This window comes from Pantoea anthophila (assembly GCF_006494375.1).
Classification (GTDB): domain Bacteria; phylum Pseudomonadota; class Gammaproteobacteria; order Enterobacterales; family Enterobacteriaceae; genus Pantoea; species Pantoea anthophila.
In genome coordinates, this window is record NZ_VHIZ01000050.1 from 514,071 (window position 1) to 532,857 (window position 18,787).

Annotated in this window: 19 protein-coding genes; 6 read left to right on the plus strand and 13 right to left on the minus strand. The window is 59.1% G+C overall.

Annotated elements, in window-relative coordinates; all coding sequences use genetic code 11:
* Positions 1–47 precede the first annotated feature (47 nt).
* The 3 genes from FJW00_RS14645 to FJW00_RS14655 all read right to left on the minus strand — a co-directional run bounded on the left by FJW00_RS14645 (position 48) and on the right by FJW00_RS14655 (position 3,370).
* Positions 48–539 (minus strand): RcnB family protein, encoded by a 492-nt coding sequence (locus FJW00_RS14645; protein WP_140924590.1) that lies wholly within the window; start codon positions 537–539, stop codon positions 48–50.
* Between the two features lie 247 nt (positions 540–786).
* Positions 787–1,884, minus strand: coding sequence for an ABC transporter substrate-binding protein (locus FJW00_RS14650; protein WP_140924592.1), 1,098 nt, complete (start codon positions 1,882–1,884; stop codon positions 787–789).
* A gap of 199 nt (positions 1,885–2,083) precedes the next feature.
* A complete protein-coding gene (locus FJW00_RS14655) occupies positions 2,084–3,370 on the minus strand; it encodes an HAAAP family serine/threonine permease (RefSeq protein ID WP_046101403.1) in 1,287 nt (428 codons plus the stop codon).
* Between the two features lie 364 nt (positions 3,371–3,734).
* Between FJW00_RS14655 and FJW00_RS14660 the strand changes: the two genes are divergently transcribed.
* Together FJW00_RS14660 and FJW00_RS14665 are read left to right on the plus strand one after the other, a co-directional pair.
* Positions 3,735–4,325, plus strand: a complete 591-nt coding sequence (locus FJW00_RS14660; RefSeq protein WP_140924595.1) for a hypothetical protein — start codon at positions 3,735–3,737, stop codon at positions 4,323–4,325.
* A 149-nt stretch (positions 4,326–4,474) separates the two neighbouring features.
* Positions 4,475–5,668 (plus strand): zinc-dependent alcohol dehydrogenase, encoded by a 1,194-nt coding sequence (locus FJW00_RS14665; RefSeq protein WP_046101401.1) that lies wholly within the window; start codon positions 4,475–4,477, stop codon positions 5,666–5,668.
* 69 nt (positions 5,669–5,737) lie between these two features.
* Here FJW00_RS14665 and FJW00_RS14670 read toward each other — a convergent pair whose 3' ends face one another.
* Complete coding sequence (locus FJW00_RS14670; RefSeq protein ID WP_072052702.1) at positions 5,738–5,944, minus strand: hypothetical protein; 207 nt, start codon at positions 5,942–5,944, stop codon at positions 5,738–5,740.
* Between the two features lie 187 nt (positions 5,945–6,131).
* On the opposite strand from FJW00_RS14670, the gene FJW00_RS14675 reads away from it, so the two are divergent.
* Positions 6,132–6,857, plus strand: coding sequence for a GNAT family N-acetyltransferase (locus FJW00_RS14675; RefSeq protein ID WP_140924597.1), 726 nt, complete (start codon positions 6,132–6,134; stop codon positions 6,855–6,857).
* A gap of 14 nt (positions 6,858–6,871) precedes the next feature.
* Here the strand turns inward: FJW00_RS14675 and FJW00_RS14680 are convergent, their stop codons facing one another.
* Positions 6,872–7,564, minus strand: coding sequence for a DUF421 domain-containing protein (locus tag FJW00_RS14680; protein WP_140924599.1), 693 nt, complete (start codon positions 7,562–7,564; stop codon positions 6,872–6,874).
* Positions 7,565–8,168: 604 nt separating this feature from the next.
* Here FJW00_RS14680 and FJW00_RS14685 point away from each other — a divergent pair.
* Positions 8,169–11,930 (plus strand): NAD(P)-binding protein, encoded by a 3,762-nt coding sequence (locus FJW00_RS14685; RefSeq protein WP_140924601.1) that lies wholly within the window; start codon positions 8,169–8,171, stop codon positions 11,928–11,930.
* 14 nt (positions 11,931–11,944) lie between these two features.
* On the opposite strand, the gene FJW00_RS14690 is transcribed toward FJW00_RS14685, so the two are convergent.
* On the minus strand, positions 11,945–12,274 hold the full coding sequence (locus FJW00_RS14690) for a hypothetical protein (protein WP_009091543.1): 330 nt from the start codon (positions 12,272–12,274) through the stop codon (positions 11,945–11,947).
* Positions 12,275–12,626: 352 nt separating this feature from the next.
* On the opposite strand from FJW00_RS14690, the gene FJW00_RS14695 reads away from it, so the two are divergent.
* Complete coding sequence (locus FJW00_RS14695) at positions 12,627–13,853, plus strand: AI-2E family transporter (RefSeq protein WP_140924604.1); 1,227 nt, start codon at positions 12,627–12,629, stop codon at positions 13,851–13,853.
* A gap of 295 nt (positions 13,854–14,148) precedes the next feature.
* On the opposite strand, the gene FJW00_RS14700 is transcribed toward FJW00_RS14695, so the two are convergent.
* From FJW00_RS14700 to FJW00_RS14710, 3 genes are all read right to left on the minus strand, one after another.
* Positions 14,149–14,466 carry a KPN_00521 family repetitive protein gene (locus tag FJW00_RS14700; protein WP_033736382.1) on the minus strand — a complete coding sequence of 106 codons (318 nt, stop codon included), beginning with the start codon at positions 14,464–14,466 and terminating at the stop codon, positions 14,149–14,151.
* Positions 14,467–14,604: 138 nt separating this feature from the next.
* A complete protein-coding gene (locus FJW00_RS14705; protein WP_140924606.1) occupies positions 14,605–15,030 on the minus strand; it encodes a DUF4186 domain-containing protein in 426 nt (141 codons plus the stop codon).
* Positions 15,031–15,042: 12 nt separating this feature from the next.
* Positions 15,043–15,315, minus strand: coding sequence for a cupin domain-containing protein (locus FJW00_RS14710; protein WP_140924608.1), 273 nt, complete (start codon positions 15,313–15,315; stop codon positions 15,043–15,045).
* Between the two features lie 170 nt (positions 15,316–15,485).
* On the opposite strand from FJW00_RS14710, the gene FJW00_RS14715 reads away from it, so the two are divergent.
* Entirely contained in the window at positions 15,486–16,382 is an 897-nt protein-coding gene (locus FJW00_RS14715; protein ID WP_140924610.1) for a lipid kinase, read from the plus strand.
* A gap of 19 nt (positions 16,383–16,401) precedes the next feature.
* Here FJW00_RS14715 and FJW00_RS14720 read toward each other — a convergent pair whose 3' ends face one another.
* The 4 genes from FJW00_RS14720 to FJW00_RS14735 form a co-directional block, all read right to left on the minus strand.
* A complete protein-coding gene (locus tag FJW00_RS14720) occupies positions 16,402–16,635 on the minus strand; it encodes a BssS family protein (protein ID WP_009091549.1) in 234 nt (77 codons plus the stop codon).
* Positions 16,636–16,810: 175 nt separating this feature from the next.
* A complete protein-coding gene (locus FJW00_RS14725; protein ID WP_009091550.1) occupies positions 16,811–17,260 on the minus strand; it encodes a DUF421 domain-containing protein in 450 nt (149 codons plus the stop codon).
* 12 nt (positions 17,261–17,272) lie between these two features.
* Entirely contained in the window at positions 17,273–17,782 is a 510-nt protein-coding gene (locus FJW00_RS14730) for a hypothetical protein (RefSeq protein WP_223813776.1), read from the minus strand.
* 65 nt (positions 17,783–17,847) lie between these two features.
* A complete protein-coding gene (locus FJW00_RS14735) occupies positions 17,848–18,783 on the minus strand; it encodes a cytochrome d ubiquinol oxidase subunit II (RefSeq protein WP_140924613.1) in 936 nt (311 codons plus the stop codon).
* Between the last annotated feature and the right edge of the window lie 4 nt (positions 18,784–18,787).

The following is an 18,787-nucleotide window of genomic DNA, read 5'->3' on the forward strand; positions in this document are numbered from 1 at the left end:
GGCGCAAAACGGAAAGAAAGCGGGATGGCCGCCGCCATCCCGTGGGTTCAATTCAGTGCGTTGTTCAGCAGCAGTGAGGTGATAATGCCGGTTGCCGCCGCAATCAGCACATAGTTGCCGTTGATGTCTGCCCAGTGTTCCCCCTGCGGCGGTTCAGGCAGTCCGCGCGCATCCCAGTCGTCAACGCGGTAACGGTCGTCACAATAGGCTCGCGGGATCGCATGGCCACGGCGAAACTCATGTCCCTGCCAGGCGAATGCGTCGCGCGGCTCATATCGCCCTCTGTCGTGACGGAAGCGCTCGTCATCATGACGCGCATGTTCAATCTCATGGCGTTCCCGCTCCTCATGACGATGGCGGTCGTCGCGGTCACGATCCGGATGCGGGCCGGGCCCCCACGCATCCGGGCCAGGGCCATCATTCTGATGCGGCACCGGCGGGCGGTGCGGAGCGCCGCGATCGTCTGCCAGCGTGGTCTGAGAAAAGAGCGTGCTGCATGTCAAAAGTGAAGCGATAAGCGTTAATGTTGTTTTTTTCATGGTACTGCCTCCGAAAATAACGGCTGTCAGGCACCGTTGATCGGTATCATGGCAATAATCCTGTATGGCAGCATCTGTATAATTCTTAAAAACCGCCAATTTACAGACCATTACGCGTAATTATCACTTTCTTAACACTGCAGACCGCCCTGCCCGCTGGCTGATCGGCGCATCAGACAAAACGCCGATCGCCGCTGCCAGCGAAAACGTGTGTCAGGGTACGGAACCGCACCCTGACAGGGGCCGGTTATGGCGTACTGAGGATCACGGGCGCGTCAGGTAATCCCGTAAAGTGCGTCACGATGTGGTGGTAATCCGCCGTGGGGTCGAGGTCACGAAACTGTTGCGGATAGAGATCTTTCGCCAGAATTTCCATCCCGATAATGTTGTAGGGGTGGTTATAGAAGTGATGGTAAACGCCATAGACGCGCTGCTCTCTGACCGGGGCGATCTGCGCCAGCCCCGTGCGGCTCAGTAAGCGCTTAAAGGTCGCGGTCACCTCGGTCTGATTCGCGCCATAACCAAACGGCAGCACATTGCTGTTCGGCCGCTTTGAGCCGGTCATGATGTAGACATCCGGCTTCATGGCGATGATCTTCTCCAGCGAAACAAAGCCGGAACTGCCGGGCAGCAGTGCAGAGCCAATATTTTTGCCGCCGACCGCCTCCACCAGCGCGCCCCAGCCGTTGTGTCCGTGGGTAAAGCAGCAGTTGTCGCTGTTACCGGCAATCGGCTCGACAAAAACCGTCGGCTTGTGCGGAACCCGGGCGATCTTCTCCTGAAGCGCCTGCCAGCGCTGCTGATAAAAATCGGCGTAGTCTTTTGCTTCAGCTTCACGGTTCAGCACCGTGCCGAGCACGCTCACGCTCTTCAGGGTATTCTCTTTCGGATGCAGCTCATCATCGAGGAACAGTACCGGGATGTGCAGATTTTTCAGGGTGGCCAGCACGCCTGATTGTGTCAGCGCGGGTTTAGCACGCAGCTGCGCAATCATCAGATCGGGCTGTTTCGCCAGCACGCTCTCCAGGTTGACCTGGCCCTGATCGTTAAAGCCCATATCCACAATTGAGGTCGCCTGAGGCCAGCGCTGCTTCAGCAGATCCCAGGTCTGCGTGTCCTGCTTTTTCGGCAGATTGTTCCAGGCCACGACCCGCTGAAACGGATTCTGTCGATCCAGCAGTGCCAGCGTCATGACGTCGCGGCCATCCTGCAGAATCACATGCTGAGGCTCTTTCTGCAGCGTAATTTTCTGTCCATCCATATCGGTCACGGTGACCGGATAAGTGGTGGCCGCGCAGGCGGTCGACAGCAAAAGTGTGGTGGCAGCAGCCATCCCGATCTTCATGTTCATCCTGTCCTTTAAAGGAATAATAATTATTCGCGTTAACTCTACCATGTCACTCTGTAACAACTGTAACCATTGCTAACCAGATACTTCAGTCAGGCAGGAGTAAGGGGATGAGCCGGATTCGGACGCGCGGGAGGCGTGTATGACAGGGAGAACGGCAGATGCCTCCCGGAGGAGGCATCTGTCATGGGCAGGATTACTTCACCAGCGAATAGAAAATAGCGGAGATGGCAATCACTCCGATCAGCACCACAAACAGGTTGCTGATTTTTCCGCTGTACTGACGCATTGCCGGGACTTTCTGAATGGCGTACATCGGCATCAGGAACAGGATCATGGCAATGACCGGCCCGCCCAGCGTCTCAATCATGCCGAGAATATTCGGGTCCAGCGTTGCCACCAGCCAGGTTGTCAGCAGCATAAAGAGTGACGTCAGGCGATTCAGTCTGGCTGGCGCGATCGCTTTACCGCGACTGCGCAGCGCTTTATTAACCATGCCGTTGAACCCTTCGCGCGCGCCCAGGTAGTGACCCAGGAACGATTTGGTGATCGCCACCACCGCGATCAGCGGGCCCAGCCAGGCAATCATCGGCACCTGAAAGTGGTTCGCCAGATAGGAGAGAATCGTGATGTTCTGCGCCTTGGCCGCATGCAGATCCTCAGGCGACAGGCTCAGCACGCAGCTGAAGACAAAGAACATCACTGTCACCACCATCATCAGGTGTGAGCAGGCCAGAATGCGCGAGCACTTTTTCTCAGCGGCGTCGCCATACTCTTCGCGCTTCGCCAGCGCAAAGGAGGAGATAATGGGAGAGTGGTTAAAGGAGAAGACCATCACCGGGATCGCCAGCCACAGCGTCATCCACAGGCTGCTGCCTGCAGGCTGAACGGTCAGCGTGGAGAGCGCCGCGCCGTGCCAGTGGGGGATCAGATAGCAGGCCATCAGCATCAGCACCGCGACAAAGGGGTAGACCAGCACGCTCATCGCTTTGACAATCATCTTCTCGCCAAAGCGCACAATGGTCATCAGCCCGACAATCAGCAGCAGCGACAGCAGCGCACGCGGCGGTGGCACCAGCCCCAGCTGATTCACCATCAGACTCTCGACCGTATTGGTAATCGCAACGCTGTACATCAGCAGAATCGGGTAGATGGCGAAGAAATAGAGCAGCGTAATCAGCTTGCCCGCCCCGACGCCGAAATGCTCCTCAACAACCTCGGTGATATCACCGGCCGGGTTTTTGCCGGAGAGGACAAAGCGGGTCAGCGCGCGGTGCGCATAAAAGGTCAGCGGAAACGCCAGTATCGCCATAATGATCAGCGGGATGAGGCCGCCGACGCCCGCATTAATCGGCAGAAACAGGACGCCCGCGCCAATCGCAGTGCCGTATAAACCCAGCATCCACATGGTGTCGGTTTTACGCCATCCCGTATCGACGTCACTTTCAAGCGCGCCCAGCGTGCCAGTTTGCGTGGTTTTCATCAGATATTCCGTGTTAAAAGCGCCAGTACCCTGGACCGCTGAAAGAGGTATCGTCCCCTGCTTTCCGGCCCGGTCGCAGCGGAACCTGCGCGCGTGATGCTGCCAACGCACATGCACAGGTAATCGTTTGCGTGCGCCACTTTTTACACTACCTGACGATAAAAGTTCAAGCCGCACCGATAAACGCGCACAGATTGCTGAAATAACCGTCAGGTTGTGCAGAGTGACTGCGGGGCAGATCATGCCATCTTTAAGGCCGCTTTACCGCACTAAAAAAGGTGATCGCTGTAACGGTTAAGCACAACGGGCTACGCTTTAACTCTGACGGGTCGCGAAGGTGGCGACGCAAACACGGGAGAAGAGAATGAAAATTGCCTGTCTGGGCTGGGGATCGTTAATCTGGAAAACCGGCGCGCTGCCGGTCGCCAGTGAGTGGCATCATGATGGTCCGGCCGTACCGGTGGAATTTGTGCGCATCAGTGATGGCGGTGAGCTCTCCACAGCGATCTGTCTGAATGCCAGTCCGGTGCCGGTGTGCTGGGCCTGGCTGAATACCGCTTCACTGGAGCGGGCCTGCCAGGCGCTGCGGCTTCGTGAGGCCATTCCGGACAACCGCGTCGATGGCGTCGGGATGATCACGGTGACAGATAACGCCACAGGCCCGCTGGCGGCGTGGGCGCAGGCCAGAGGGATTGAAGGTCTCATCTGGACTGATTTGCCCGCCCGCATGGCCGGTGTCGAAGGCCAGATACCGACGCTGGGTCAGGCGCGGCACTATCTGCAGCAGCTGAGCGGTGAAACGCGGGAACACGCCTTCCGCTACATTGAACAGGTGCCGGCGCAAATCGACACGGCCTATCGTCGCGCCTTTGCCGATCTGATACGGTGGCAGCCCGATGCGCCCCTCGTCACGGTTGCTGACACCCGGACACCCCCTCCCTGCCAGCACGGCTGAGACGGGGCTTTCTCCTGCACCGCTCTGCTTACTCTTCTGAGGGTGACTACACTTCACGCAGGCTAAGGCTCAGATATCGCAACACTTCCCCGCGAGTGGTCACGGCTCACGGTCTGACCGTCCTCCCCTTATCAGCAGGAGATGAACAGATGAAAGCATTAACCTACCACGGCCCGCATAAAGTCAGCGTGGATAACGTCCCCGATCCCGGCCTGGAAGCCGCAGATGACATCATTCTGCGTGTGACCGCCACGGCCATTTGTGGGTCAGACCTCCACCTCTATCGCGGCAAAATTCCCGGCACCGGCCACGGTGATATCTTTGGCCATGAGTTTATGGGCGAAGTGGTTGAGACAGGCAGTGCGGTCACGGCCGTCGCCAAAGGCGATCGGGTGGTCATCCCGTTCGTTATCGCCTGTGGCGACTGCTTTTTCTGCCTGCTTAATCAGTATGCCGCCTGTGAGAACACCAACAGCGGCCGGGGTGCCATCCTGAACCGCAAAAATATTACTCCGCCTGCCGCGCTGTTTGGCTTCAGCAAACTTTACGGTGGTGTGCCCGGCGGACAGGCTGAGTATGTCCGGGTGCCTAAAGCCAACACCGGCCCGTTTAAAGTGCCGCCGGTGCTGTCGGATGAGAAAGTGCTGTTCCTCTCCGATATCCTGCCGACCGCCTGGCAGGCGGTAAAAAATGCCGAGGTCAGACCCGGTTCCAGCCTGGCTATTTTCGGTGCCGGGCCGGTGGGGCTGCTCAGCGCCGCCTGCGCCCGCCAGCAGGGGGCCGAACAGATCTACATGATCGACCATAACAGCTACCGCTTAAACTTTGCCCGTGAACGCTATGGCGTTATCCCGATTAACTTCGATGAAATTGATGACCCGGCAGGCTGGATCATCGAACAGAGCGCCGGCAATCGCGGGGTGGATGCGGTGATTGATGCCGTGGGCTTTGAGGCGAAAGGCAGCCTGACGGAAACCGTGCTCAGCAACCTCAAACTGGAGGGCAGCAGCGGTAAAGCGTTGCGCCAGTGTATTGCGGCGGTGCGGCGTGGCGGTATCGTCAGCGTGCCGGGCGTTTATGCCGGTTTTATTCACGGCTTCCTGTTTGGTGACGCCTTCGACAAAGGGCTGACCTTTAAGATGGGACAGACCCACGTTCACGCCTATCTGCCTGACCTGCTTAAGCTGATTGAGCAGGGCCACCTGACACCGGAAGAGATTGTGACCCATCATCTGCCGCTGGAGGATGCGGCCCGCGGCTACGATATTTTCAACAAACGGGAAGAGGAGTGCCGCAAGGTGATTCTGGTGCCTGGCCTGTCACCCACGCAGGCCACCCTGTAACCTGCGGGTCTGACGCGTTCAGATTCGGCTCTCTGGTGCCCCGGCAGCGTGCTCTGCCGGGGCGTTATCTTAAAACGGCCTGCGTTGCAAAGTGCTCCGCCCCTCCCGTCCCTCCAGCAGATGTTCATCCGGACTATCCGCCGTATCCACCTGGCTCCCCTGTTCCAGCAGTCGCGCGCTGCGTGAATGGGGGTGACTTTCGCTGATCACCTGTTGTGAAAACGCGCCAAACGATAACAGTAAAAAGAGTAACCCACTGGCCAGCCTCACTTTCATACGCACACCTCTTTGATAACGGTGACGCTATGCTGCCCGAAGCGTTTTCATTTTCTGTCAGTAACAGGCAAAGTTATGTGGCAACAGGGAACAAGCTGCAACGCGTTTAGCTGCGGTTCAGGCTAACCCGTCAGAACGGCGGATCTTCCCCCTCGTATACCGTCCGTTTTCCTTCAGGAGGATGCTATTGAACATCAATCAGTTTAATCAGCCGGTCGGCGAGGCTCTGCCCGAGTGGCAGCCGGTTGCCAGACCACCCCGCGCACCACTGTCAGGTCAGCATTGCCTGCTTCTGCCGCTGAGTCTCGATCATGCGGAACCTCTGTTTCACGCGTTCATGCAGGCAAAGGATGATCGCGACTGGACATGGCTGAGTGCAGAACGACCCACGTCACTATCACAGATGCAGCGCTGGATTGCGGATAAAGTAGCGGACGCGGCGCTGATACCCTTTTCAGTCTGTACGCTGGAGCAGCAGCCCTATGGGGTCGTCTGCTTCGCCAGCATTCAGCAGGAACATGGCACCATTGAAATTGGTCACGTGACATGGTCGCCGCTGATGCAGCGCACTGTTATCGGCAGCGAAGCAATTTTTCTGCTGCTGCAGCAGGCTTTTTCACTCGGCTATCGTCGGGTAGCGTGGCGCTGTGATTCAACTAACGTCGCGTCACGGCGGGCAGCAGAACGACTCGGGTTCCGCTTTGAGGGCCGCTTTCGCCAGGTCATGACACGTAAACAGCGCAACCGCGATACCGACTGGCTGTCGATTATCGATCGTGAATGGCCGGCCGTTCAGTGTGCCCTGAGTTCGTGGCTGAGTGCGGAAAATTTCACGGCCCAGGGTCTGCAAAAGCGACCGCTCAGTGCCTGCTTCGCCGACGTTAACCCGGGCGATGTGAAGGCTGAAAGCTGAGCTGACGCGGGCCATCAGTGCAACCGGCGCACGGTCAGCGCCACAGACCAGCGCTGGCGCTGGCAGCGCGGACAGACCGCCTGCTGCTCTGCCTCAATGGTCCGGGTCTGGCCGCAATGGGTGCAGGCATAAAGCCCGCTCGTCGGGACCGTGCTGTAATCCTGCCGGTGCGCGGGAGGCAGCACGCTTAACCCGGCGCGCATCGCATCGTCGTCATAGAAATAGAGGCTGAGCTGGCCATCGACCTCCACCAGCGCCAGGCGGATCTGCCCCAGATGTTCCACGCCGCTCTGCCGCAACTCCATATAGAACTCATCTTCGGAAATATTCAGCCGATCCAGACTTTCCAGCACATATAGCCCGTCTTTAATCAGGGTAATCACATCCCCCTGAATCAGCCGTGAAAAGCGCGGGCTGAGCGCCGTCAGCCAGGTGGTCAGACGGTAGAGCGACAGCAGAACCACAAACACTATAATGACCGGCAGCACCGGCACATCATCATAAAACGTCACGTCACCCGAGGCGGAACCCAGCGTCAGGATCACCACCAGTTCAAACAGAGACAGCTGACGCACGCCGCGCCGCCCGGAGACTTTGAGAAAGGTAAATACCACCAGATAAGCGATCAGGACACGCGCCACCACCTCAAATAAAAAGGTGACGGGCTGATCGTTGAGCAAAAAACGGTGCCAGTCGAATGAGAACATAGTCTGCTAAACATCCTGTTTTAAAGGGGGCGTCTCTTCGCCGCCGCCGATTGATTGGCCCGCAGATCCAGGCCAGCGATACGTCAAGCTTGTCGCCTGTTCGCCAAAAGGCAAGCGAAGCTGTAAGTCTGAAGCGGGCGAGTCTGACCGTTCTGCAGGCTGCGGAAAAGGTTAACAAAGCTGAAAAAGGGACAGCCTCGCCTCACGCTGCGCTTAATTTGCTGGCGACTGAAACGGAAGCAAAAATTTCCTGTTTCTGGCTGGCTGCTTTTTGCCGCTGCGTTTTTTTCTTTTTACTTCAATAATTTGCCAAGAACATTACCCAGCCTATACTTTCCAGTAAGGCTTCCACCTCATCACTTAACATTCAGAGAAGCCACTCTTTTTCCTGCCGATAGCGCTGTCTGTGAAACCTGCTATCTCACTCGTCCATTTTGCAACAGGTGCTGATGCCTGCCATTCAGCGTCTGTGGCTTATGGCAGGGATCGCCCGTTCGTTGAGAGTGGCCCGACCGGCCAGTCTGCTTTGCATACCCATAACGCCCTGACCCGTTTCACGACGGCGCGTCAGCGGGAAGCGTGTTGCTTTTTTTCGGGAGATGCCATGACGCCTTTTTCCAGTTTCTGGCAGGCGGGTTATGAAGGGGCCGATCATATCAATCCTGCCGGTCTTGCGCTGTCGATGAACGATCTGAATCAGCATCAGAGCCGTGCAGCGGCGGATTATGCCGCCCTGGCCCCCTTTTCCCTTCGCACGGTGCGCGAAAGCGTGGGCTGGCGGCTGTGTGAACGCAATGGACGCTATGACTTCTCGACCGTCGCAGCGCGGATGGTGGCCGCACGTGAGCAGGGGATTCAGCTCAGCTGGACACTCTGTCACTACGGCTGGCCCGCTGACGTCACGCTGTTCAGTGATGACTTTGTCAGCCGGTTTGCCGCCTTCTGCGGCGCTCTGGCCCGCTTTCTCGCCCCCTGGTATTCGTCTGCGCCGGTCTATTCACCGATGAATGAGATCTCTTTCCTCAGCTGGGGCATCTCCGTCGGGGTTTTCCCCTGTGAGGCGATCTCTGAACCCGATCGGGCGGATGCCGCCAAGCGTCAGCTGGTGCGGGCTACGCTGGCGGCCTGTGATGCGATCTGGCAGGCGGATCCGCGCGCCCGCCTGCTGCATTGCGATCCACTGATCCATATCGTGCCCGATCCCGCCGATCCCGACAGCGACGGGCTGGCACGCGCCCTGTGTGACACCCAGTACCAGGCGTGGGACATGCTGAGCGGCAGACGTGATCCGGAGCTGGGCGGCGCGCCCCGCTATCTCGATCTGGTGGGCGTCAACTATTACCACGACAACCAGTGGGAGCAGGGTTCGAACCAGCGACTCTGGTGGCATCTGGGCGACAGCCGCCGCCTGCCGCTGCATCAGATGCTGCAGCAGGTCTGGCAGCGTTATCAGCGGCCGCTGCTGCTGGCAGAAACCAGCCATGTCGGCAGCGGACGCGGCGCCTGGATCGGCGAGATCGCCGCCCAGGTGGCGCAGGCGCAGCTGGCGGGTGTTGAGATGCTCGGCATCTGCCTTTATCCGATTATTGATCGTCCCCTCTGGGAGGAGACCACCTTCTGGACCCGCAGCGGGTTATGGGATTTGGACCTGTCAGGGCCCGATCCTTACGCCCGCCAGTTACAGCAGCCTTATGCCGACGCCCTGCGCCAGGCGCAACGCTTTTTGCAGCACATCGTCCCTTCCTCATTCCCCTGTCAGGAGTCTGTCATGAACAAACCCGCTCTTATCGTTTTCAGTCATTTACGCTGGGGCTTTGTTTTCCAGCGCCCGCAGCAGCTTCTGACCCGCCTGGCACAGCACTATCGCGTGCTGTTCGTCGAGGAGCCGGTCTGGCAGGCGGGACCACCTGGCCTGCATCGGAGTTCGCCCGCAGCGAATATCACCGTGATCCAGCCGCATACCCCCCACGACGCGCCCGGTTTTCACGACAGCCAGATTGCCCCACTGCTGCTGCTGCTCGCCCCGCTGCTGGAGGAGGATGAGGAGCCGCTGATCTGGTTCTATACCCCCATGGCCCTGCCGCTGCTCACCCCTTTCAAACCCCGGCTGGTGATCTACGACTGCATGGATGAGCTCTCCGCCTTCCACAACGCCCCGCGCCAGCTGCAACAGCGCGAATCGGCGCTGATGACCCGCGCCGATCTGGTGTTCACCGGCGGCTCCAGCCTCTATGAAGCAAAGCGCGATAAACATCATCAGGTTTACTGCTTCCCCAGCAGCGTGGATGCCGTCCACTTTGAGCAGGCACGCGATCGCAGTAACCATCATCCGCTTCAGGATGCGATCCCGGCAAAGCGGCTTGGCTATTACGGCGTACTGGATGAGCGTATCGATCTGCCGCTGATTGCCGCGCTGGCGGACAGCCATCCGGAGTGGCAGATCATCATGGTCGGGCCGGTGGTGAAAATCGATCCCGCCAGCCTGCCGCAGCGCGACAATATTCACTGGCTCGGTCAGCAGCCTTATCAGGCGCTGCCGCAGTTCCTGGCGGGCTGGGATGTCTGCCTGATGCCTTTTGCCATTAACGCCTCGACGCGCTTCATCTCGCCCACCAAAGTGCTGGAGTATATGGCGGCACAGCTGCCGATTGTCAGTACCGCCATCGTGGACGTGGCGCGACATTACGCTGAAGAAGTGGCGGTGGCAGAGACCCCTGCCGCCTTTATTGCCGCCTGTGAAGAGGCGATGACCCTCAGTGCGGCTGAGCGACTGGCGCTGGCGGGCCGCATGCAGGTAAGAGTGGACGCGACCTCCTGGGATCGCACGGCAGAACAGATACAGGCCCTGATCCAGCAGGCTCTGACGCATCCGCAGCCTGCCGGTGAACCGGTCACGCCAGCCAGTGCCCAGGCGAACGTGACACCGTTAACCCCGGCGATGCTGGAGAGCGAAGCGGTGCCCTGCCTGATTGTCGGTGCCGGGCCAACCGGACTGAGCGCCGGTTATCACTATGGTGAAGGCGCGGTGCTGCTGGAGAAAAATGCCACGCCGGGCGGCTGGTGCCGCTCCATTGACGATCGGGGTTTTACCTTCGACTATGCCGGTCACATTATGTTTTCGCAGGACCCCTATGTCCTGCAGCTCTACGAGATGCTGCTCGGCGACAATCTGCACTGGCAGGCGCGTGAGGCCTGGGTCTGGAATGACGGCATCTATACCCGCTATCCCTTCCAGTCGGCGCTGCACGGTCTGCCGGTTGAGGTCGTAAAAGAGTGCGTGCTGGGCGCCATTGAGGCGCGCTATGGCGAAACGGCCGCGCCCGCGGTGCCGCTGGATCGGGCGCGGGCGCGACGGGACTGCTGTGCCGATGGCGCGATAGCGGATGAGGGCAGCCTGGCCGGTGAAGTGGAAGGCGAAGAGGATTTTCAGCACTTTATCCTGCGCACTTGGGGGAAAGGGATCGCACGTCACTTTGCTCTGCCCTATAACCAGAAACTGTGGAAAGTGCCGCTGACTGAGATGGAGACCTCGTGGCTGGGCGGACGCGTGCCGCTGCCCGACCTGGCGCAGATTATCGATGGCGCGCTGCAGCCGCTGGCAAAACCGGTGGGGCCTAACGCCCGCTTCGGCTATCCGCTGCGCGGTGGCTTCCAGGCGCTGATGTCCGGCTTTCTGCCGCACCTGAAGTGCAAACTGGAAACGGATGCCACCCTGAGCCGGATTTATCCGCAGGCGCATGTCGCGCTGCTGGCGGATGGACGCCACTACCGCTATGAGCAGTTGATCAGCACCATGCCGCTGCCGGAACTGATTAAACTGATGGGCGATGAGGCGCCGGAAAATGTGCAGCGGGCGGCACAGCAGCTGCAGTTTGTCTCGGTGCGCTGCGTGAACCTGGGCATTGGCCGGGCTGACCTGACCGAAAAACACTGGATTTACTATCCGGGCGACACGCTGTTTCACCGCATCTTTGTGCAGGGCAATGCCAGCCCGCACTGCAATCCCCCCGGCGGGTTCGGCTTAACCTGTGAAATCACCTACAACGCCGCCCATCCGCTGCCGCTGGCGGGCGATGCGCTGATTGAACGCTGCCGTCAGGATTGCATCCGGGTCGGGATGATCAGCGAGAGCGATCCGCTGCTCTGCGCCTCAGAGGTCGATATGCCCTACGCCTACGTCATCTACGACCATGCGCGCAGTGCGAACGTGGCGCTGATCCGGCAGTGGCTGCTGACGCAGGATATCCATCTGTCAGGCCGCTACAGTGAGTGGGAATATTACAATTCCGACCACGCTTTCCTCGCCGGTAAGCGCGCCGCCGAAAATGTCCGGCTGCAGCATGTCAGCGAGCGGACACGCGGCTGACCCGACGCAGCCAGCTACGCAAGAGGCTGGCTGCACTTCGCGGCTTTCAGCGACTGCAACTGGCTGACGCGCCGCGCCACCTTCTGGCTGGCATTGTATTTTGCAATGCCATTACCCAGACCAAAATCGCCGACGAAGCCCAGCACGGTCAGGGCGTCAAACCGACCGGTCTGCTCAATATCGCTCTGTACGCCGTGCGCTTTCACCAGCTCCTGATCCAGCGCGCCACAACTGAGCATCGCCGTCTCTTCCGGCGTCACCGCCGTGGCCTGCGGATAGTGCTTGGTGGCACAGCCTGTCAGCGACAGCGCCAGCAGCGCCGCCAGAATTATCCTGTTATGCATTTTTCATCGCCCGATGTTCACCTCAATAACCGGGTTATCGGCAGATTCCGCCGCGATCATGAGTGACTGACCTACCAATAATGGTTGAAACCGCTACGCTAAGGTAGGATCCCGCGCGTGATGGTCAGTTGCCGTGCGTGACTGTCCGGGCGCGACGCCGTGAACGCACATCCGCCGTTCCCCGCTTCTGCCCTGAATTTCAACGCGTTAGCCTGCATGAAGCTGCCACCGGCAGCGTTTAAAGAGTAAAGCCTGATCGATATTCAGTGATGAACGGTCAGTGCAAGCGAAGCCAGACACGGAAAATTCGTGCTTCGGGTTTATCAGAGTATGTTCCAGATGAGGTTTTTCCATGCGTTTTAAAGGATTGAACATCGGATTTTTCATTTTGATTCTGGCGATCGCCACGTTCGCCTTTTTTGAGGTGCTTTCGCCCTATTTCTCGCCGATTTTATGGGCGGCAATTCTGGCGGTCATTTTCCATCCGCTGAAAAGTTATCTGCGGGGCCGGCTGGGGGAACGCAATGGCCTGGCCGCACTGCTCACCCTGCTCTGCATCTGTCTGATTGTGTTTACGCCGCTGGCCATTATCGCCTCATCGCTGGTGGTCGAAACCAATGCGGTCTATCACAAGCTGCAGACCAACTCGGCGCAGTTCCCGGCGGTTTTCGCCGACCTGCTGCAGCATCTGCCGCGCTGGGCAAAACACTATCTGGCTGAAAATAATCTCGATACCGCCGGAGAGATTCAGCAGAAGCTCTCCTCGTTTGCCCTCAAGGGCGGCCAGTACCTGGCAGGCAGCGCATTCATCATCGGCAGGGGCACCTTCAGCTTTACCGTCGGTTTTGGCGTGATGCTCTATCTGCTGTTCTTCCTGCTGAAAGATGGCTCCTATCTGGTGCATCTGATCCTGGAAGCGCTGCCGCTTTCGACCTACGTCAAGCATCACCTGCTGGTGAAGTTTGCCGCGGTGGCGCGTGCGACGGTCAAAGGCACGGTTGTGGTCGGCATCGTGCAGGGTATTCTCGGCGGGCTGGCCTTCTGGTTCACCGGCATTGACGGCAGCCTGCTGTGGGGGGCGCTGATGGCGTTCCTCTCTCTGATCCCGGCCGTCGGCTCCGCCATTATCTGGGTGCCTGCAGCGGTCTTCTTCTTTGCCACCGGTGCCGTGTGGAAAGGCCTCTTCCTGGTCGGTTTCTTCGTGGTGATTGTGGGGCTGGTGGATAACATCCTGCGTCCGCTGCTGGTCGGTAAAGACACCAAAATGCCTGACTACCTGATCCTGATCGCCACGCTGGGCGGGATGGAGATTTATGGCATCAACGGTTTTGTCATCGGTCCGGTGATTGCGGCGCTGTTCATCGCCTGCTGGAACCTGCTCTCCGGTCGCGATAATCGCGAGAACATCGAAGTCATCGACGAAGAGGTGATCGAAGAGGGCAAGAAACAGTCTGAGACCGCCGCCGAGGCCGCGGCAGAAGCCGCCGCCGTTGCGGCCGAAGCAGCGGCTGACGCGGAGATGAAAGTCTCAGCCTTAGCGGCGGCAGAGAAAGAAAAAGCCGCCGCCAGCAAAACCTGATTTTCTCTGGAAATGAAAAAACCCACCTTTCGGTGGGTTTTCAGAGGCTACAAAATTTAAGACCCGGTTAATCAGGCAACAATGAAAACGCGCAACGCGTCGGGAACAGGGTCAGAAGAGGAAAGCGTCCCGCGCCAGGGACGGTGCGGGCCGAGCGGCCATGGATGGCATAAGCGACTTTCCGATCTGCCCCTGCTCCCGGGGCTGGCTCAATATCAAAGCAATCTGCCCTGGCATTGCAGCCATAAAAAACCCACCTTTCGGTGGGTTCTTTTTTATCTGAAATGGTAGCGAATCAGTTGGTCGCTTTGTTTTTCAGATCTTCAGCGCCCTGCTTGGTTTTATCCCAGCCTTTCTCGGCACCTTCTTTCGTTTTGTGCCAGCCCTTCTGGGTGCCTTCGCTGATTTTGCTGCCGGTGGTGTGGCTCTTGCCTTCCGCCGCGTGCTCAGATTTCAGCTTCAGCTCTTCGCCCTGATTCTGCGCATGATGCAGTTTTTCTTTAGCGGTATCCGCGCCTTTGTGCGCTTCCGCAACGGTGTTATCGGTAGTGGTAGCAGCAAATACCGGCGAGGCCAGCAAAATAGCAGACAGTGCAATAATTGATTTCTTCATAATTCCCTCTGTATTCATTGTTGCCGTGTAGGTTTTAATCCTGGCATAGCGATTCCAGGAAAGATTTAAGAATAAACCAGGAATGAAAAAGGGCCAGTTTTCACCAGAAAATTCCCTCCGGGGCAGCCTGATCGTCCGCTACCAGAGCGCGAGCTGCGGATCGTCATCCGGCTTCGTCGTCTTTCTGACCATCCGCGCGGGCGGTGCGGGACGCTGCATCTGATCGCTGATCCACTGCAACAGCACTGACACCACATAGGCCTGCTGCTCTGCGCTCAGGGGCTGCTGCTGAGCAATATTGTGCCATTTGCTCAGACAGCCGCGACAGCAGGTCGCGGTGGCGTGCTGGGCGATAAACACCGGATGACCGCGCATCGGCGTCTGTTTGCCATCACGCGCGGGCCGGGCAGGCGCCAGCCGCTGTGCAACAAACTCTGCGGCATGCTCACGCAACACCGGCTCGCCTTTACTCAGCGCATAATCATACTCCGCGCGCCCCAGTCGAAAGCGCTGGCGGAAGGGCGAGCGCGCCAGGCGGGCAAAGAGATCGTCAGAAACCGTCATACTGCCCGCCCGTCACTCATATTTCCGGCCCGCCAGGTAGCGGACGCCCTGCGGCCCGAACGCCTCACGATGCAGCTCATTCGGCTGCAGGTGAAACGTCTCTCCCGGATAGTAAGTGGTCTCGCCCTGTTCTGTACTGATGGTGATATCACCACTGAGGATCAGGGCCAGGGCTTCGAAGGTATGGACATGATTGTCGAGCTCGGTGGCGGGCGCACGTTCCACCAGCAGTGGCTCGTCAAACCCCTCTCCGGCTAATCGTTTTCTGAATTCATCTTCTGTCATTGTCACTCCTCGATATGGAACCGACCCTGGTAGTGTAGACGATTTTTATCGCCATTTATGGCACGCCGGTGGTTACGTAAAGTAGCGCAAGCAGGGTTGTTCACCGCGCATACCGATGCTGTACTTTCCGCCTCGTGCCAGCCATTTTGACATCAGGATGACGGAAAAATATGTCTCACCCTCTGAAAACCGCCCTGCTGCTGATCAATCCGCGTTCGCGTAAAGGCCGTGCGGCGGCCAGCCGGGCCAGGACGCTGCTGACTCAGGCGGGTATCACCCTGCTGCAACCGGCTGAGGAGGAGAGCCGCAGCTACCGCGAACTCATCGCGGCTTATGCCCATCGCATTGATGCGGTGATCGTTGGCGGGGGCGACGGCACGCTTAACGCCGCCGCGCCGGGCGTGATGCAGACCGGCCTGCCGCTGGGGATCCTGCCGCTGGGCACCGCCAACGACTTTGCCCGGACGCTCGGCATCCCCGCCACGCTGGAGCAGGCGGTGCAGATTATCACTGACGGGCAGCTGCGCGCAGTCGATCTGGGGGAGGTGAATCAGCATCTGTTCCTCAACGTCTCCAGCATCGGCTTTTCCGCCGAGCTGGCGCGCAATCTCACCGCAGAATCAAAAAAACGCTGGGGGGTCGGCGGTTATGCTCTGGCGGCGTTGCGGCTGCTGCGTCAGAGCCGTCCGTTCAGCGCCACCCTGATCCATGAGGAGCAGCGCACGCCCATCCGGACCGTTCAGGTTTCCGTGGGCAACGGCCGTTTTTATGGCGGAGGGATGACGGTCGAAGCGCGCGCCGCACCGGACGACGGGCTGCTGGACGTTTACAGCCTGGAGGTCCGGCACAGCTGGCAGCTGATTGCGCTGCTGCCCTTTCTGCGATGGGGTACGCAGGGTCGCTGGCGCAACGTGCGCACCTTCAGCACGACGGCGCTCACCATCGAAACGCGTCGTCCCCATTACATCAATGCAGACGGCGAGATTATCGGACAGACGCCCGCCCATTTCCGCCTGATCGCAGGGGCCATACAGGTTTATGCCCCTGCCGGTCCGACAGCGGAATAGCGGATGTCACATCGCGGGGTTAATGCTGAGTGCCGTTCTTTTCGGCGTCGTTGATCTGCGTGGTGAGGGTGCTGACCAGCTCTTTCGCCATCTCGATGGTCAGGCCGAAAAACAGCGACTCCTGCGCCGATCGCGCGCGTGGGACCTGAGGATCGAGGTAGCTGAACTGCAGCACCAGCGCGGCGTGCCCGCTTAACGGGCCGATGTGCCAGCCGGTGACCGGATAGAACGTAAAACGGTTAAAATCATTCACTATATACCTGACTTGTTAAGCATAACGCTGATTGAGTGTCAGGCCAGCTCAGAAAATAAAACACGGTTCGGTTACTCAGCCTGGCGCAGATCGGCTGAATAGCAAGCGAAGCGAGATTCACCCTGCCCGCCGGGCGTGGCATCTGCAGCCCGGCGAAACCTGCCGTCTGAGGCGGTCAGCTGTCCGCGCGGGGGATAACCGAAATATGTCCGTTGACCTCCAGCACGGCATACTTAATCTGATCAAACCGTTCCAGTCCCGGTCCGGAACGCGCCGCCTCCAGCACATCGTCAGGATCAATCCCGGTCATCTTCATGCGTTCGGTCAGCAGGTTGCCGTTTTCCACCAGAATCACCGGACCGCCATCGATCGCCTGCTCCACCACCGGAAAGCGGCTTTTCAGTTTTCCCAGTACGATGTCGATCGTCACCAGCGTGATAATCGTCAGCGCCGCGCCCGTCACCGAGAAATCATCGCCCAGCAGCGCCTGCTGCGTGGCTTCGCTGATAATCAGCAGCAGAATCAGATCGAAAGAGGTCATCTGCAACAGCGTGCGTCTGCCCGCAATTTTGAACACCACCATCAGAACCAGGTAGATCGCTGCAGCGCGTAAAACCGTTTCCATAAAGTGCCTCTGTCAGGGATAGATCCATTGGGTAAATCGGGCCGGCGCGTGATCATCGCCCTGAATCGTGACGTGGATCAGGCCCGCATCGCGTGGCTGCAGGCCGAGCCAGATTGCGTGATCCGCCCCGGTGTCACCGCTGGAAAAGGTCAGCCGCAGATCGCTGCCGATCGTCACGGCTTCCAGCGGCTGCGGCTGCAGCGTCTGGATCTGCAGATTATTCAGCGCGCCGCCGCCAATCGTGATCGTGAAGCGATCGCCGGCGGGTGCGTTGTAGCCAATCCGCATATCCATATTGCTTTCGGTCCGGCCGAACCGTTCATATTCAACCTGAAGTGTGCCGTCTGGCGACCGGCTATGACCCTCGCTCAGCACCCCTTTAGAAAAGAGGCCGCACGCCCCCAGAATCACCAGCAGAATTAACAGATACTCCCCTGCCCGCTGAATCAGCCATTCACGCCGTACCCAGCGAAGATCTTCTTTTATCGGGTAGTCCCGACTCACAATGCGATCTCTTTTCACTCTCATTCCCTCTGGTAAGCGTACCCGCCTCTGCAGCACGCTGCCTGAAGCATAGCGGACGGGCATTATTTCGCGCGGCGCTCAACCCAGAACGACCAGCTGTGGTAGAGCAGCGTGAGCGGCATCGCAATCACCGCTCCCACCAGCACAAAACCCTGCGTGACCGGTGAAGCGGCGCTGTCGCTGAGCGTAAACTGATAGGGCACCAGCCACGGATAGAGGCCACACAATACGCCGCTAAAGAGTGCGCTAATCAGCATCAGCGTCAGAATGAGTTGCAGTAGCGGCCTGGCGCGCCACAAGGCCACCGGCAGGGCGATCCAGAGCAATACTATCGCGCCTGCCGCGATCCTGCCCGGCGGTCGCTGCCAGCTCTGCCGCCAGAGATCGGCATTGAGATAGAGGTCGGCCAGAAAAATAACCAGCGCCAGCAGCCACCACAGCCAGCTCAGTGCCGCCGCCAGCGGCTGTACCCGATCACCAATGCGCCAGCCAATCCAGCAGCAGGCCAGCAGCGAATTGATCGCGATCAGGCCTGCGCCGCTGAGCAGCGGCACCAGACTCAGCCCATCCGGCAGGCCGGTCTGCGGCTGAGCGCTGATGATCATGCCGGCGCACCAGCCCTGAATAAAGGTCGCCAGCGCGGAGCTGCCCGCCATGAGGCGATCCAGCCAGCGACGCAGGCGGGGAGAACTCTGAGCGCGATACTCCAGTGCCATCGCCCGCACCAGCAGCGCCAGCAGCATGGCAAACAGCGGGACACTCAGCTGACTGAACAGCAGCGCATAGACCGGCGGAAACAGCGCCAGCAGCCCACCCGCCGCCAGCACCAGCCAGGTTTCATTCGCATCCCACACCGGCAGAATGCTGTGCGTCATCAGTTCACGCTGTTCATCATCGTGAAACCAGCAGAAAAGCATCCCCACGCCCAGATCCGTGCCATCCAGCAGCAGGTAGAGCAGCAGAGAGAGACAGATAATCAGCGCAGAGAGTTCGGCCATGTCA